This window comes from Neobacillus solisequens (genome assembly GCF_051233465.1).
In the GTDB taxonomy this organism is placed as follows: Bacteria; Bacillota; Bacilli; order Bacillales; family Cytobacillaceae; genus Neobacillus.
The window spans coordinates 49,514-65,990 of record NZ_JBKFGJ010000018.1 but is presented as its reverse complement, the minus strand read 5'-3'; the positions used below and the strand labels follow the sequence as shown (position 1 = coordinate 65,990).

The following is a 16,477-nucleotide window of genomic DNA, read 5'->3' as shown; positions in this document are numbered from 1 at the left end:
GTAGTATTGTAGCTTAAAAAATATATTTGAATAAGTATTCCTTATAACTCACTTATCCAACTTGATTACTTGGTTTTAAACTTAATGAATTAAATATAAAGTGAAATGATCCTATTGTCAATGGAATATTCATAATTTTTTTATAACATCCATTAAAAGCCAATTGATTTAATCGCAGGGGCTTTTAAAGTAAAGTATTAGGTACCTTATTTCCTAATGAATTTAAGTTGCCATGGTAAATAATATCGATACCCAATAAAATAAAATGGAGCAGACCACCATGTTTTCCAATGATCCGATTTCATCAATCCTACTTTAGAAATTAACCATTCTAAAATTAGAGTTAAGACCACAAAAAATAAAACAAATATCCATTTCTTATCTTTGTTATAAAAATTTAAATATATCACTGATAAACTTGATGGAATTATTCCGAATAATGTTATTTCGGGCAATCCTTCTTTTTGTGGATCTCCTAAATCAAAAAAGTCAAATGGTACTGCAGCTACCATATCAACCATCCACACTATATAACCGACAATTGCGAATAAGATATAAATTTCTTTCCAGCTTATTCTTTTCTTTGGCATGAATAATATTATTAAAAGAAGGATGCAACTAAGTAGTGCTGGATACCACCAACCCGTGGCTAAGTTAAAATCAGGCTGCTTCATAATTCCTCTCCTTTTTAGATACTTATTATTTTCATTTTTTTTTGTTTTATACATAATTATGTCCCCATCTCATAGAGACAGGGGATTTTTATTATACTAACGTTCCAAATTGCTTAAGGTGTGTTTTGCTCAGACTAACTTCCCAGTTAATGTTAAATATATATTACGAAGACTTGGCCATAAGGATATGGCTATTACCTTACAGACATATTCTCACATAAAGGATGAGTTGGAACAATTGGCGGAACTCTTCAATGCTAATAAATGCAAAATTTACTCTAAAGCATTCGATTTTTATAGGGTTCTGAAAAATGTAAAAAAATCGTCAACCCATTGATACATATTGGATTGACGAATTTGTTGTAACTAAGCTGGATAGATTTGCTAGAAGTACATCAGATGCTATTGAAACAGTTAAGAAGCTGTTTGAAAAGGGTGGAAAGGTTCATGTATTAAAACATAGGTATAGTAGAGGATACACCGACAGGACGGCTAATCTTTAATATCATGAGTTCTTTTGCTGAGTTTGAAAGAGATATGATTGTAGAACGTACTCAGGAAGGAAAGGCTATTGCTAAACAGCGTGAGGACTTTAGAGAAGGTAGACCAAACTAGTACACTAAGAAACAGCTAGAACACGCTTTAAAGCTGTTAGAAACTCATAGCTATAAAGAAGTGGAGAACATGACAGGAATAAGTAAAAGCACTTTAATAAGGGCGAAGAAGAAGGCTAACAGACAGTGCTTGTGGTCTTTTTTATTGTTTAAATATTTTTTAACCAAAAGATCATTCGTAAAAACCACTATTGTGCATACCGGAGAATAGTACCATTACCTTTTTTATTGATCGTCAAGCAAAAGCCCTTGATACTATCGGGTTGTGCAGTAAAACATTTTTAGTGCTAGTGTGTATAATGGGCAAGGAGGCGTTTTTAATGCACAAATTTACAAATTCAAACGTTAATAATAAACGCTATTTAGTTCAAAATATAGCAGTACTTTAAACGTTATAATAGACTTAAAAACATTTTAACTAGTAAAGTTCGACCAACAAAATAGCACCCTTACGGATGCTTATTTTAATCAATCATTGAATTTTTTACTACATCATATGAATATTTATAAATCTTTATCATTTTATCAAAAAAGGTCTTGAATATTTCATAGTCTTTATTCCCAGTATCGATTCCTTCTTTTATTTTTGCTATTTCTTCTTCCAATTGTACAATTTCATTGGCATTTGAATTTTCTTGTTTCTTCAAAGTTTCTACTTTTCCCTTCAATTTGTCTACAAGATTGTTTCTCTCCTTCAAAAGTAACTCATATTTTTCTAAACCTTCCTCATATGTTTTAATAGTTGTACTTATTGTCATATCCGCTGTATGGATCACGTCATATTCAGTTCTTTTACCTAAGTTTTCAATAATTCTATTTCCAAGATTAACGTATAGATATTGAAAGGTATAAATAAATCTATCTTTTGCAGAAGTCTCCCTTTTAACCGGGTTTAATTCGACAGTTGGTAATTCACCTGTTTGTTTATCGGAAAAAGGAATATTAGTTGGCAAGTATCCGTTCTTAGGCAAACTAAAATTTTTACAAATATTCGCTATATCATTATTCTCAAATGAAATGTTTACAATTTGATGGGCAAATCTATTCCTAACTCGTTGAAGATAAGTTAAATTAGATACCTCATTTTTTGAAATTAAACCTAAATAATAGGTCATTTTAATTTTGGAATCAAAATCTGATAGTGGCCCATTCCCTTTAAATAATTCACTATCTCTTTTATCTGTTTCCACTAAAAATGATTTTAAAATATTTGTTAATAATTGATCTATTATTGAACCGCAAATTAAAGCAATACCTCTGTCACTGCTGTTTTCAAGTTCCTTATTAAATTCAGTTAAGTAACTAAGGTATTCATTGTTCTCAGTAATTGTAATTTTTTTAATTAACTCATCACTCATATTCTGACAACCTCCTTTTTCTACTTTATTCGACATACTGCCTAGTTTCCCTTTAAACTATAATAAATTATAATTTGTGATTAACAAACTCTAAAAAGCCTTATGTATCAAAGGCTCGTCAATTTTAATAATCATTAGGTAAAGTCAAAAGACGTAGTGATTAACAAATCTAACTTATGTCCAACAAAGATCAAAGAAGGTCAAGGCACAGGGTCAAAATAGATCTCTTTTATAAATGTGTCTAAATTGTAAACACCTTAAACCCAGTCACATCAAGGGTTACAGCGTTTTGTTTTAAATTACCAAAATTATTTTTAAAATCAGGCTGTATTTAGGGGTGGTTTTGTAAACTAGTAATAGAATAACCTTAAAGATATATAAATAAATAAACACTATTAACAAGAACAAACCCTTCCTAACGGGTGCTACGCACTAAATAAATAACTAATACTAGTAATAGCTATAGATAATAAATAATAGTAAATCTGTTAATAGTTATGAACGATGTACGAGTTAATGAAGTGGCGAAAGCAATTTACGCTATTAAGTTTAATAAATGATCTTTAAATGAGTTTAATCCAGTGTAATAGCTGGTTTTATATAGTCGGTTTCTTTAAGACGGTTACCGATACTATTATTTTTCTTTTCCCCTACTGGTTTTAGTGACTAGTGGGGGTTTTTCTTATGCCTTTTTTAAATAAAAAAAGACTGTTAGGAATTACTAACCTAACAGCTTTTATGATAGATTTTCAATTTAGGCTTGCCTATCTCCTACAAAAACACATTTCAATGGTGAAAATGAGCTATGCTGTCTTTTGACGTCTGAATCTGTCATTTGAATGTAATTCCGAACCATACTCATATCAGAATGACCTAATATTTTTTGTAATTAAAAGGGATCACCACCATTCATAATATAGAATAATGCACGCATATGCCTGAATGTATGTGGGGATACTCTTTTACTTGAAATTCCAGCCATTTCTCCTAATTCAGTTAATCTCCTTCTCCATGTTTTACTTAGAATATCTCTACCATCATACGTTACAAAAAAATATTCACTTCCGAAATCCTCAGATTCCCTCATGTATTCTTCAAGCAGTTTTATTATTTTCGTTGAGATTGGAACACTTCTAGTCCGTTTTGTTTTTGTTTCATGTGGTTCTAGTTTTATATAGCCGCTTTTTAAATCAACATTACACCGTTTCATATTAAGTAATTCAGAAATCTAACCATTGTATCTAATAATACATAAATCATTACTTTATCCCGAAAACCAACAAAACGTGAATCATCAATTTGATTTAATAGTACCTTTACTTCCGCTGGTGTAAATGCCTGAATTTTATCTTCGGGTGTTTTAATTGGCTTAAACGTTTCATGAATAGGAATTTCAATCCACCCTTCCTGATTACAGTGACGAAAAAATGCACGATTGGTTCTAATACGGACATTGACAGGAGTAGGTTTTAGCCCCTGTTCATGAAGCATATAGCCAATATAATCCCTAAATAATCCCAAGGTGACCTCCACATTAGGAATATCTCCATCTAACAAAGTATTTAGATAATGAAAATGTTCATAATAACCCTGAATAGTCGGCTTTGCTAAACCTTCTGTTTGTTTATAATTTATAAACCTTTCAAACATTTTAAATAGGTTCATTTTTTGTTCAGTGTTTTTTAAACTTTTAACATTTTGAGTACTTCTAACGCCTTTACGTTGAGTTTTTCTAACAACAGTTTGCATTAAAAAATCCACCCTTTCTACAAAAATTGGTGGAATTGACACACTAGTACATACTAAATCAGTTTCACTAGTACTATGTAATTTTTAGAAAAAATACTGATGACTTATAAAAGACAAATCATGGTTCAAATCACTGTCAAATCAGAGTACAAAAACAGTTCAAACCGTTGATAACACTTAATTTATTTGGCGGGACTGCGTGGGAATCGAACCCACCAGACCTGGCACGCAGGTCTCAAGCAGTTTTGAAGACTGTGGAGGACACCAGTACCCCATTCAGCCCCTATAAATTCAATCATATCAAGTGTTTTTTGAACGTATCACACAGTCTTACCTACATGATACACACGGTCTTGTTCAGAACCTTTCAATACAATATTACTTTTTCAACAAAAATAAATCAATAAAGACTGAATCAATTTTTTAAAGTATTTCTTAATATTATTATGTAATTTTATTAGAAAGAATAGTAGAATCGTTTAATTCAATAATGCTATGTGACAAGATATTTATTACTTTATTTCCATTAATTGATTAGGAATTTAAATTTCTTTTATTAACTCAAAAAATTTATTAAAAAACGATGTAATATCTTTTAAAAAGGACAAACAAAGTTCCTTATGTAGTAACAATTCACCTGTTGACTCTTTAATTTCTATAGGCATTCCTTTAAATAAAGTAGTTGATTCATCAATTTTATCTTTTTCTATCTCGCCCCCATCATGAGCAATAATGTTTCTAATTTCTCTATATACACTATCTATTTTATTCCACTCTTCAATTACTTCTGAGAATTTAATTTCAAAACAATGTTCCAAACTGAGTAGTGCTTTAGTAATCTTACTTATTTTTTGGGGAAATGATATTGAATTATTGTTCGTACGCTTTTTATAGGATGCGTTTAAATCTTTTAGTTCTTTTTCAAAAAAAGAATATATACTAATAAACATTGAATTTCTTAAGAAATTAGGATGTGTTTCAGCTAAAGTCCAATACTCATCAGAAAGATATTCCCCGTACTCATTTTTATCTTCTTCACTCCAACCTTTTGTGGTTTCTTCAAATTTCCCATTAAATTCTTCAACCTCATTTTCTAAAAACTCTTCCATTTTCATTACATAGTCATTTAAGTTTTCTAGTGAAATCTCTATAACAATTTGATGAAAATTTTTACGTTGAAATAAAGCACTCAAAATGTTCCTCCCCCTTGCCACCTTTTTTTGTAATTTGTTAACACTCCCTTTTTAAGGAAAGTGTGAATACAAGTGTATTTCTATTTTATCTTATTATTCTATTTGAAAAATTACATTAAAAACTTATTTATATAAAAATGTTTAACATTATACCATAGAGTTTGTCGGCTTTGGTGTATTTTCACCCCCCAACAGTTTTGTTGTGTATGAAAATACTGTAAACCATACCCCCTTAATACAAAAGACACTCACCATGATTAGTGAGTGCCTATTCAATCTCCTTTAAAATTTATTTTACGCTTACATATGATACGGTTCACCGTATCTGCACAGAACCAAAGGATTTATTTGAAAACAGGTTATAGAATGGTTTCACACTTTACTGTATTAGTTAAGAATTACTGAATCTATTGATATTGAACCACTCATACTTCTATTTACAGTTAAAAAGATAATATAAGTATTATTGAATAGCTATTAAAATAACTTACCAAACGTTATTAAGGTTACAAATTTTATCCTCTTTAATACATAAGTCATCATTTATATTAATGACTATTATGACAAACAGTTTAAGAATCAAGTAGGAATCTATTAAAGGTTGTTCCTTTATTTGGTTCACTTTCCACAAACACCTTACCATTATGGCTTTCAATAAAGGGTTTCTAAGCTTTGTATCTGTAAAGGTACAATTTAAATTTACCCAAGTTTTGTTACTTTTTCAAGCAGTTTTTTAGCTATTTTACGGAACAATACTTACATTTTCGTTTCATTCAGAGTTGTGACAGTTTGAACACAAAAAATAATAACTGTGTTTTCTAGTGCTTACTCGGTTGTATTTTTAACTCTGATTACGGGAGTAGTACAGCTACTACACAATCCAACATTTTATAATTTGTAAATGTGATAACCATGCCCCACTATAAACAAAAAGATACTCTTTTGAGTGCATACACAGCATATACATAAGCAAAACGGATTTTCGTTACTTCCTAAAAGTTGAATAAATTAAGTGTGTTTACTCTCCTGTTTTTTATTTAATAAGATTTGAATTAAAGTATCTATTGCAACAAAAGTGACAAACACTTCCTTAATTACAGAAACAGGCTCTGCTGGTAAGAAGGTTAATAAATTCTCTTTAGAAAATGATAGGAAATTATATATTAAGTAAATTAATATCATTAACACATAACTATAAATTCTCGTGTATAAAACAGTAGAATACTTATCTAATATATTCTTTACAAACTTAGTTTTAAAAGTGTTCATTATAAATCCCATAATTCTATTACCAAAATAAGCGAAAATTAAGACTGTAATAACGTTCACCAAATAGATTATTCCACCCAAATAAGGATTTAAAAATGAATATAGATTTGACAAATTTAGAACTAAAGCAGTTGGAACAATATAAAATCCTATAAACATTATTATCGGGATAAGTGGTGCAAGATAGTATTGAACTAGCATAATAATTAAAATTGGAAATCCAAGAACATTCATTATGTATGTAACAAACTTATTCTTAATTTTTGTGAACAATATAGCTAATAAGAGGTATAAAAAAAAGTAAACTGCTATCCAGCATATTATCTTATCACTTAATTTAAGAAACAACTGCCATCCTATAAAAAAAGTAACTTGCAAATCCACAGAGAAAAGCCAGTATAACCAGCGGAATATATTTAGAAAAACTGTTCTTCAATTATAAATCCTTCTTCCTATAGAAATTAATGTCATATGATACTGTTGATATAACTCTGATTGCAGGAGGGGAAGAGCTAAAGCATAATTCATTATCACCATTATTAAACAGTACCCCCACTAAAAAGAAAAGACACTGTTTCGAATGCCTACTCTTGTTTCACTAACCACTTATGATTCATTTACTTTCTTACTCGCCCTCAAAATAGGAGAAATCCACTTCTTTAACAACAAATTTTTTCTTTATACTCACACCAATATCATTTTCAATCATTAATTTAGCTAATTTTTTACCATCTATTAGAATTATCTTTTTACTCTCAAGGCGTTCAGCATATTCTTCTGCACCTTTAGTAAAACTCGATGTAGTAATAAATATACCTTTCCTAGCACCTTTAGCGTCCAATGCTCCAGAAAAACTCATGACTTCTGGTCTTCCAACTGTATTCTCCCACCTCTTTGCTTGAACGTATATATTATCAAGACCTAGCCTATCTTCCTTTATAACACCATCTAAACCACCATCATTTGTCTTTTCAGTAACTTGACCATCACCGTATCCCATAGCAGTGAGAAGCTCAACAACAATTGTTTCTAACCTCCTCCAATGAGCTTGTTTTAAATGTTCTATCAAATCATCAATAAGTTCACTTTCAATCTCTTCTACTTTCTCTCTTATAATATCAAGTGGGTCTATAACATTTTCAAGTTCGTTGATTTCCTCTTCTACACCTTCAGAATCATCAGTTATCAACAGTAAACCATCTTCTGTGATTTTGTATGTATATTTACTTACTTCTTCGATATATTCTTGTTTCTTCAATGAATATCTAGCAAGTCTCATTCTTTGAGAAAAGATATATTCTTTCTTGTCAGGATAAGTTATGTTTTTTTGTTCATCTGTTAAGGAGAAATATGAAGCAACTCCTTCGTTTATCATTGTAGTAGTGTACGACTTTTTATCATTGATTAATTTTAAAATTGCCAATGCAAGTTCTTTTTGGTTGGGAATTGAATTTGACAATGTTTTCTCAGCAATAGTGACAACAGATTTATCTTTCACTAATTTCTTTAGACTTTGAGGGTTCTTTGGTATACCATTTTTTTTAAACATTTCAAGGATTTCACTGCTTGTATATCCATAATCGCTCATTTCTTTTATTATTGAAAGTACCTTAAAAGACTCTTCATTAAAAAACTTATTTATACCATCATATTGTACAGGGATAAACTGTTTAAATATTTTTATCCATCTTCTGCCGTTTGCTTCTGACCAACCAACTTTGTTGGATAGAGCCTTTTGGGTCATAAAATTTGGGTTCATTACGACATCTCCATATCCTTTATTATCTAGCTCTATTTTACCACCTCACTTTCGTTACTGATATTACCAAATAGAAATTTTGTTGTAATACTCCTTTATATAATAAAAAGACACTCTATTGAGTGCCTACTTTCTTACCTAATACCTTCCCTGTCCAACAATCTGTAAATAGTTCCTGTGCCTACTTTAAACGTTGTACGAATATCATTAATAGACTTCCCTTTCTTATAAGCTTCAATAATTGCTTTCCTTCTTTGCTCTTCTTTAACCTTCAACTAACTTTTTCAAAAATTCCCTTTTTCCCCTAAATTAATGTCCTATTCTCCCCATCACTATCCTTTCCACATCACAACACTAAAAAGGCAAGAGGACTATCTGCCTGTGTTAATTAGGCAGGAAGTCCTCAGATAAAAATAACATTTAGTTTTGTGGGTAGTTGTTTATTTATTTAAAATTCCAAATCCTAATAATTACTAATCTAATGCCTTAACACCAGAATGGATGGTAAGATAAAATGGGAAAAAGGCCATTGAAGTATCATTTAAATTATCAAATATAGCATCCAATAATAAGACTGATTCTTTTAGTTTTGCTGTCCATAAAGGATTGTCTGTGACAACATCACCTTTTAAGGCATTCAAATAATCAAATGCTTCCCATCTCATCTCTGCTAAGATGCTGTATAGCCCATCAAGTAAGGCATACTCTGGGGGAAAGGCTTTATCCCTATTCCTCATAATAACTTCCATAAATTCAGTTAGATTCTCTACCAACTTTTCTGCATGGTCTAATTTTTTGTCCAATGCCATTGCCCTTCACCTCTCCAAATTTTATTAAATTACCTTCATAAGGTAATATCCTGTTTGACCACCCTTTCCTTATATGGTTTTTCAAAAAATTTTCTGCTTAATTTAATTGTAAACATGATGAATCCAAGCTGTATGTTTCACAGGTTTCACAGACCACTTTTTTGAAAAATTTTAAGGTTTTATTTGGTTGCCATATATTCAGTAAGATTGCTATGTAAAAATATAACACCTTACTGAATATTTTTAGTGCCACACCCTGTAAAAATGGGGATAAGCAGTGTTACACCCCTCACTGTATGTGATAGTGAAGCCTTCAATGAGATTTTAGCACCCATATTTTACACTGATAACAACGATACAGGTTGCTTTTTGTGACATGGGCAGGTGCTTCCACTGACCACTTTTTGATAAATTTTCAAGGAAGAATTGCTGTCACCTTTTAAATAGAACTATCAAAGTAATATATAACAGGGCCAGAAATTTCTTTTAAAAATTTCTTTGTCGATTTCTGGGGATAAATAAAAGATTTACAAATTTATGATTTTAATTCTATCTCATCAGCTATGTGAACTGGAAAGAAAACAATAAAAAATACTTGGTAAGGGCAGGGAAAAAGCAGTGTTTTAGGGGTATTTTTAGAGAAAAAAATTGTTCACCAAGTCCAAACCATTCAACCTAAAAGCCTTCAAATAAGCCTTTTGTGGTGTTTTTTTTGTTTGTATGTTGGTACACTCCCCTTTTTCTATTTAGAATATTTAATCAGTCCATTCACTCCAATCATACACTCCATTAAAACCCATTTTTCATGGCAAGGTGGTAGTTCCATAACAACATCAAAAAAGGCACCTGCAATGCAGATGCCTTTCCAATCTATGCTTCTTGTTTTTTTGAAATCAGGGTCAAACTCCCATGCAACACTCATAAGTTTTAAAGTATTCTTTTTTAATTTTTAATACCAAAATGTGCCTCTCTATGACAATTTGGACATAGTGCCACAGCATTTTCAATTGTATCCTCGCCACCTAAGGCTAATGGGATTACATGATGCACTTCTAGGTAAGGTGTACCATTACTAGCCCGAAAAAAGGGTGCATTGTTCCCACAAAACTCACAAACACCATTTGCTCTTTCTAAAACTTCTGCAACAACGTCTGGATTTCTTTTAAAATTAGTGGTTACTACTTTTATAATTTCTGGTGTTTTAGGTGCATTTTTAAGTCTTTGTTTTCTTCCTGCCTTATCAGATAAAGACTTATTTACTTTATGACTAAAGTCACTTTCATATTCAATTTCATTCACTGGATTATCTACGTTATATATATCTACCTTTCTTAACGTAAACCACATAGACTTGTCCTGCTCAACTTTATAAGTAACATATTCAAATATTCCTGTTAATGTGCAAATAGTCCCTTCCTTAATAAATACATAGATAGGAATATTTTTTTCTTTTGAACTTATAATTGATTTATTTACCTCATATTCAGGACTAAATTTACCCTTAAGACTGTAAAAATAATATTTCAATAGCTCATTATGAACCAACCATTCATTTTTATACTTTCCGTTTTCAAGAGTGGCTTTTATAAATATTGCTTTTATATTAGGATTACCTGGAATCTTATATATACCTGATTGAACATCATAGGTTTTTGAAAAGATAGCAATATCCCATGAACTATATTGTTTTCCGAGTATAAAATCTGATAATGTCGTAATTTCATCTAGATGGTTATTAAATTTATGTTGAAATTCAGTGTATAAATCTTCATAAGTCTTTAATCCAATTTTCTTTAATTCATCATAGACTAGTCTTTCTCCAGCAATAGGCACCTCAGAAAATTTTCTTAAGTAATTATAAATATCACCTATTTTTTTCATTTGTTTAATAACATTTTTTGACCTTTGAACCTTATTTTTAATAGACTTATCTAAATCCGGGTGCATAAGGGCAGGATTGTGAACCTCATAAAGAACAAAATCTATTGCTTCATTAATCATTCAAATGCCTCCAACATAGCAACTATGTATATTGATAATAAATTTATCCTATTATCTCTCAATTACCGTTTCTAAAATAATCCCTTTTTCAAAACCACCGCGTTCTTCCTTCTTAGTATTCTTTATACTTTTTACTTTATCTATATCAAGGTCAAATACTTCTGCAATGCCATCGATAACCTCTAATATATCGGCTAATTCTTCTTCTACTGGAGTTTCTTTAAACTCTTCAAGTTCCTCAATCAATTTAAGTAATAACAATGCTTTTACTTCTTCTTTAGAAGCTATGTTTGTAATAGGTATTTTGTTATCCTTCTCTATAATCTGCGGTATTTTATCTCGTACTAATTTGTTATAAACCTTTTCAACAGTCATTACTAACTCCCTATCCTTTAAATGAAATCCAAAACTTCTTAACGTAATCCTTTTCAATTGCAATTTGTAGTTGGTCGTAATCTTTAGAGTTATTTTGCATACGTTGTAGCAACTGTTTATTTCGCTCTTCTAATCGTGTAATATCTTCTTCAGTAGGTAGGCGGTTCGACTTTTGGCTGTTTTCACCTTTATGGCAGTAAACTAAATTCCATAAATCATCAGAAAACATATAAGACCACGGTATTACATGGTCAACTGATATTTCTTTTTCAGCAATGTTTTTACCACAATAAAAACATTTCCTTTTACCATCTTCAAACAATAAATCAAGATGTGGATGAAATTTTTTTAAAGATGCACGTTTAATGTTATTTTCGTCTATTGCTCTTACTTTACGTGATATTCTAGGACTATAGTTAAATCCTTCTAACATTTGTGTCCATCTATAATTTATAACGGTAAACAAAAAATCACTATACTGTTTAAGCATTAATACATCATTTTTATTCATAAACACTTTACCTTCATTACGGTCCAAATCGTAAATTTCGTATGTTTCACGGTTAAGGTTTTTAAAACGCCAACAAACGTCTTGTTTTAAGGTATTTGCTATTTTTTTGACCGTACCTTCATAAATCTCTGATAACTGAGTAGTATTAAAATCTACTTTTTCAAACCTTATCGGCTGAACAGATTGTTTTTTATTAAAGTACGTATAAATTAGGTTTTTAGTATAAGTTATCATTTCGGGAGGTTTCTTAAGGTTAGGACTTTGTACTAAGTCAAAGTATATAGTTTGATTCCAATAATACTTGAGACAAAGTTTCGATAAATCAATAAAATCAAAAACAATAGTATCGTCTTTAACTTCGTCACTTACACTTAACGATAACTCTACTAACGCCTTACTCCATACCATTTTATACGTATTATCAAAGCTACAATTTAAGATTAAGTTATTCCATTGCTTTATATAACTATTCACCTTCTCCCCCCTATAATTAATCAATATACCGCTCTTTTATTTGATTAGCCTTTACAAGTATCACTTCTATTAAATAATACCACCTGCAGGAATGGTACAGCTACTACACAATTCTGAGTATAAGTCATTGTATTTGGTGAAAAGTACCCCCACTTTAAAACAAAAGACACTCTTTTTGAGTGTCTCTAATATTTTTTCGAGGCGTTATTTTTTTACTCATACTCGCTAACCTTAATTAAATAATGTATGTTTCAACAAATAATACATAGTCAGGATTAACACCTTTTATTTTATTAATTAAATCTTTGTTTTTAAAATTGCTTTGGAATAAATATGATACCGCAACTAGGGTATCTCGAAATGTAAAAATATCATTTGTAAATAAGTAATTAAGTATTCTTTTAATTTTTAAACCTTTGTCTTGGATAACCTTTTCACTCTCCAAATATCTATATACCAAAACATATAAAATAGTAAATTCAGAGGGGTTAAACAATAGATATTTCCAATTTCTAATTATTTTAATTAAATCCTCTGTCTCCATACTCTTCCATTTTTTAGAAAATATAATATTCTTTAACACTTTATTCGAATCCTCATTTTCAATTGAAAGGTATTCATTCATTAGGTGTCTATATTCATATAAATCAATTCCATTACTTTTTTCTAATTTACATAATTCTGCTATAAAAGTTATAAAACTACCATCTGTAAGTACCTTAGTTGACTTTTCATCGATAAGGATTTCTGTAGAAAAAGAAGTTGTTTCCTCTGCATAGTCCGAATCTGTTATCTCATAATCATTTTCATATTCCTCAGCAGATAGCATCTTTGTCTTCGATGTATTTAATGCTAAAGAATCTTCCCATAAAAAATAGCTTATTTCATTTAATAAATTATTATTCGTTTTGGTTTTCCCTTCTCCGTTTAGATGAATTATATACATATCATCAACAAACCTGATAAGAAAGAGATTTTCTCTTTCTAATACTCTCTTGACTTTATTATCAAATTCCAATAAATAAAATTGAGATAATATAGATGAGGCAATTGAATAATGAAGTTGGGGTAAACTATCAAAATTACAATAATTAAAAAAGTATTCAAGTTCATCTATAATTCTTTTATCACCTAATAACCTTCTTAACTTAAACATTAAGGCATCTATCTTTATATTGGAAAAAAAATTTTGAATATCTATTTTTAATACTGGATTTCCAAAAAAATTTTTCCTTTCTTGTTGAAATAAAGAATAGCTTTTATTAAACATAGCATTCTCATTAATTTCTTTTAGTGATGTACAAAAAACTAATGAACCAGAATAAAAGGAACTAATATATTCATTCGAAAAATCTAGTTTGACCTCATTTTTATTTAAGTGTAAATATGATAATTTAAAGACCAAATATGTATAATATACATAGTATATAGGATTAATAAGAAACATATTTCTAGGTGTAAAATAATCACTCTTGTAGACAAAGTCCTTTACTTTACAAACTTCATTGTTGTATAAAAAATCTTCAACTGACTTTTTCATCTCTTCAATTACATTTATTTTACTATTACTTTTTAAATAATTATAATTAGCAAGGGTTTGTGGATTATAGGTCTTTTTTTTTGATAAAGCAAAAACATAGTCATAAGCTAGTTCCATTAATTCTTTATCAGATGCCATAATTATTGGTCACTCCATTCCGAAAATTACCACAATAATTATTGGCATTATCAATGAAATAAAAATGTTAATATGCAGTATGATATTATCCATTGTAAAATCACGATTCTTCTTAAAAAAATTATTATTATCTTCTATTTCGTTTAGTATTCTTTTTTTATTATCGATGGGGTCATGATTTTCATTATTTTTTAAAATTGTTTGATATTCGTACATAATAATGTTAAAACTCTCAATTATTTCTTCATATTTAACAATTTTAGTATCATCTTTTATATTTATATTCATAACTAAATTTTTCAGTTTAATTATTAAATCTTCAATATCCAATTGATGATAATGAACCTTTAACGCTCTTTCATTGTAATTAAGTACATTTATATAATATTGTATTAGTATTACATAGATTGAAAATATACCAGATATAACTGATAGAATTGTTAAAGGACCTTCATTAAGAATTGTCTTTCCAGCTAATGATATTCCAACAAAAATAACTGCTTCGAAATTTAAGAAAAAGAATATTAATTTCCACTTCTCACCATAATCTTTTAATCTTAAGCTCATATAGATTCGATTATTTCTGGTTATGTTAAATGTATTAATTTTTTTTCCAATTTCCTCTTTTATGTTGGTATTTTGATAATCTCTTGGCACTACACTACCCCTCCACCCTTATCGCATGACTCTTTACCATAAAGTGTCATTTTTTGTATAATTATAGCATAAATTAAAACAATTATCTCAAAATTCATAACTAGTATTAAATAATTAAAGATAAAAATCTCTAAAAGCCTCTTGGGAGTATTGCTTAGACGTTGCATACAAAAAAATAAAACACCTGCAATTCAGCAAATGTTTACTGAAAATAATGTTAAAAGTTAAAATAGGGTGTACTCAAAAGATACAAAACAATAAAGTCAATTCGGATAACTATCCTTTTACCGTTTCTTTAATTCAGCGTATATTGAAGAACGTGGTACACCTGTCATTTTGGATATGTCATTAACACTCAAACCGTTTGCTTCTCGGTCATTATATAGCTTCAATGCCTTATCTATTTCCTTTTTATTTTTTGAAGGTCTTCCCATATGTTTTCCTTGTTTCTTTGCTCTCTCTCTTCCTTCACCTGTACGTTCTACAATAATGTCACGTTCAAACTGTGCAAATGAACCTAAAATATTAAAAAGTAATGTTTGAAGAGAATTATTATTTTCTCCTGCTTGAAATTCGATATTTTCTTTTAAAAACCGAACATTTACCCCTTTTATATTCAATTCTCTGACAATGTTATGTAAGTCAATTATAGAACGTGCTAAGCGGTCAATTTTTGTCACGATTAAGGTATCACCTCTATCTAAAAACTGAGTAGCCTCTTTTAATTCATTTCTATTAATGGTGCTTGTTCCTGTTACCTTTTCAAAAAAGATACGTTTACATCCCGCTTCGTCTAATAAATGCTTTTGTGTTTCCAATCCGTTATCCTGTCCGACTGTAGAAGTTCTTGCGTATCCAATTAACGCCATATTAACTGCTCCTTTGTCTAAAAGTTAGTTATCTTTTATACTTTTTATTTTAGACTATCTTTTAGACAAACACAAGTTATTTTCAGACTATCTTTTAGACTGCTATATTATATTGTTCAGAAGTTGAAACTTTTAGACACATATTTTATATAGGGTGATTTTCAATATTTTAGTCCAAAAAGAAAAAGACCTTATTATTTGGTCTTTTATAATTCTTATTAAACTGTATGACGTGCCAAATTCTGTTCCTTTGATGCACACGGATATAAGCTTCCGTTTCAGTCATTTGAAAAGCTCCGAATACATTATATTCCAATTGTATCCAATGTATTTATAAAGACCAAATTATTTTATAAACAACTATTTGTATCAAAATAATCTTTACAAACAATAATAACAGCTACAAATGTTTTTTTATATTAGCATTATAAACCTATACCTTTAACAACTTTAAATATTTCCTACTGATAAACAGATACCTAAATAT

Annotated in this window: 14 protein-coding genes, 1 tRNA gene and 2 pseudogenes; 2 read left to right on the top strand and 15 right to left on the bottom strand. The window is 29.7% G+C overall.

Annotated features, from left to right (window positions below; translation table 11 throughout):
* Window positions 1-206: 206 nt before the first annotated feature.
* Window positions 207-728: a hypothetical protein gene (locus ACI3K6_RS16960; protein WP_435555762.1), complete on the bottom strand. Its 522-nt coding sequence runs from the start codon at window positions 726-728 to the stop codon at window positions 207-209.
* Between the two features lie 91 nt (window positions 729-819).
* Between ACI3K6_RS16960 and ACI3K6_RS16955 the strand changes: the two are divergent.
* Together ACI3K6_RS16955 and ACI3K6_RS16950 are read left to right on the top strand one after the other, a co-directional pair.
* Window positions 820-1,011: pseudogene (locus ACI3K6_RS16955) on the top strand (hypothetical protein); the annotation flags it as partial.
* Between the two features lie 13 nt (window positions 1,012-1,024).
* A pseudogene (locus ACI3K6_RS16950) lies at window positions 1,025-1,499 on the top strand (recombinase family protein); the annotation flags it as partial.
* Between the two features lie 253 nt (window positions 1,500-1,752).
* Here ACI3K6_RS16950 and ACI3K6_RS16945 read toward each other — a convergent pair.
* From ACI3K6_RS16945 to ACI3K6_RS16880, 14 genes are all read right to left on the bottom strand, one after another.
* The gene (locus ACI3K6_RS16945; RefSeq protein WP_435555761.1) at window positions 1,753-2,646 is read right to left on the bottom strand and encodes an MltR family transcriptional regulator; all 894 of its coding nucleotides are present in this window, start codon (window positions 2,644-2,646) and stop codon (window positions 1,753-1,755) included.
* 889 nt (window positions 2,647-3,535) lie between these two features.
* Window positions 3,536-3,856 carry a tyrosine-type recombinase/integrase gene (locus ACI3K6_RS16940; RefSeq protein ID WP_435555760.1) on the bottom strand — a complete coding sequence of 107 codons (321 nt, stop codon included), beginning with the start codon at window positions 3,854-3,856 and terminating at the stop codon, window positions 3,536-3,538.
* Complete coding sequence (locus ACI3K6_RS16935; RefSeq protein ID WP_435555759.1) at window positions 3,853-4,395, bottom strand: tyrosine-type recombinase/integrase; 543 nt, start codon at window positions 4,393-4,395, stop codon at window positions 3,853-3,855. The genes ACI3K6_RS16940 and ACI3K6_RS16935 overlap by 4 nt, the downstream gene beginning before the upstream one ends.
* A 187-nt stretch (window positions 4,396-4,582) precedes the next feature.
* Window positions 4,583-4,679 (bottom strand) — tRNA-Sec (locus tag ACI3K6_RS16930).
* Between the two features lie 258 nt (window positions 4,680-4,937).
* Window positions 4,938-5,588 carry a hypothetical protein gene (locus ACI3K6_RS16925; protein WP_435555758.1) on the bottom strand — a complete coding sequence of 217 codons (651 nt, stop codon included), beginning with the start codon at window positions 5,586-5,588 and terminating at the stop codon, window positions 4,938-4,940.
* 1,894 nt (window positions 5,589-7,482) lie between these two features.
* The gene (locus ACI3K6_RS16920; RefSeq protein WP_435555757.1) at window positions 7,483-8,616 is read right to left on the bottom strand and encodes a restriction endonuclease; all 1,134 of its coding nucleotides are present in this window, start codon (window positions 8,614-8,616) and stop codon (window positions 7,483-7,485) included.
* 134 nt (window positions 8,617-8,750) lie between these two features.
* Complete coding sequence (locus ACI3K6_RS16915; protein WP_435555756.1) at window positions 8,751-8,891, bottom strand: IS630 transposase-related protein; 141 nt, start codon at window positions 8,889-8,891, stop codon at window positions 8,751-8,753.
* A 198-nt stretch (window positions 8,892-9,089) separates the two neighbouring features.
* Window positions 9,090-9,425, bottom strand: coding sequence for a hypothetical protein (locus ACI3K6_RS16910; RefSeq protein ID WP_435555755.1), 336 nt, complete (start codon window positions 9,423-9,425; stop codon window positions 9,090-9,092).
* A 942-nt stretch (window positions 9,426-10,367) separates the two neighbouring features.
* On the bottom strand, window positions 10,368-11,426 hold the full coding sequence (locus tag ACI3K6_RS16905) for an HNH endonuclease (protein ID WP_435555754.1): 1,059 nt from the start codon (window positions 11,424-11,426) through the stop codon (window positions 10,368-10,370).
* Between the two features lie 51 nt (window positions 11,427-11,477).
* Window positions 11,478-11,801, bottom strand: coding sequence for a phosphoribosyl-ATP pyrophosphohydrolase (locus ACI3K6_RS16900; protein WP_435555753.1), 324 nt, complete (start codon window positions 11,799-11,801; stop codon window positions 11,478-11,480).
* Window positions 11,802-11,811: 10 nt separating this feature from the next.
* Complete coding sequence (locus ACI3K6_RS16895) at window positions 11,812-12,786, bottom strand: HNH endonuclease domain-containing protein (RefSeq protein ID WP_435555752.1); 975 nt, start codon at window positions 12,784-12,786, stop codon at window positions 11,812-11,814.
* A gap of 235 nt (window positions 12,787-13,021) precedes the next feature.
* On the bottom strand, window positions 13,022-14,464 hold the full coding sequence (locus ACI3K6_RS16890; RefSeq protein WP_435555751.1) for a reverse transcriptase domain-containing protein: 1,443 nt from the start codon (window positions 14,462-14,464) through the stop codon (window positions 13,022-13,024).
* A 9-nt stretch (window positions 14,465-14,473) separates the two neighbouring features.
* Complete coding sequence (locus ACI3K6_RS16885; RefSeq protein WP_435555750.1) at window positions 14,474-15,121, bottom strand: SLATT domain-containing protein; 648 nt, start codon at window positions 15,119-15,121, stop codon at window positions 14,474-14,476.
* 284 nt (window positions 15,122-15,405) lie between these two features.
* Window positions 15,406-15,990 carry a recombinase family protein gene (locus ACI3K6_RS16880; protein WP_435555749.1) on the bottom strand — a complete coding sequence of 195 codons (585 nt, stop codon included), beginning with the start codon at window positions 15,988-15,990 and terminating at the stop codon, window positions 15,406-15,408.
* Window positions 15,991-16,477 lie beyond the last annotated feature (487 nt).

Coding starts and splice junctions, on each gene's coding strand:
- ACI3K6_RS16960 (WP_435555762.1), bottom strand. CDS start 728: ATGTATAAAACAAAAAAAAATGAAAATAATAAGTATCTAAAAAGGAGA.
- ACI3K6_RS16945 (WP_435555761.1), bottom strand. CDS start 2,646: ATGAGTGATGAGTTAATTAAAAAAATTACAATTACTGAGAACAATGAA.
- ACI3K6_RS16940 (WP_435555760.1), bottom strand. CDS start 3,856: ATGAAACGGTGTAATGTTGATTTAAAAAGCGGCTATATAAAACTAGAA.
- ACI3K6_RS16935 (WP_435555759.1), bottom strand. CDS start 4,395: ATGCAAACTGTTGTTAGAAAAACTCAACGTAAAGGCGTTAGAAGTACT.
- ACI3K6_RS16920 (WP_435555757.1), bottom strand. CDS start 8,616: ATGAACCCAAATTTTATGACCCAAAAGGCTCTATCCAACAAAGTTGGT.
- ACI3K6_RS16910 (WP_435555755.1), bottom strand. CDS start 9,425: ATGGCATTGGACAAAAAATTAGACCATGCAGAAAAGTTGGTAGAGAAT.
- ACI3K6_RS16905 (WP_435555754.1), bottom strand. CDS start 11,426: ATGATTAATGAAGCAATAGATTTTGTTCTTTATGAGGTTCACAATCCT.
- ACI3K6_RS16900 (WP_435555753.1), bottom strand. CDS start 11,801: ATGACTGTTGAAAAGGTTTATAACAAATTAGTACGAGATAAAATACCG.
- ACI3K6_RS16890 (WP_435555751.1), bottom strand. CDS start 14,464: ATGGCATCTGATAAAGAATTAATGGAACTAGCTTATGACTATGTTTTT.
- ACI3K6_RS16880 (WP_435555749.1), bottom strand. CDS start 15,990: ATGGCGTTAATTGGATACGCAAGAACTTCTACAGTCGGACAGGATAAC.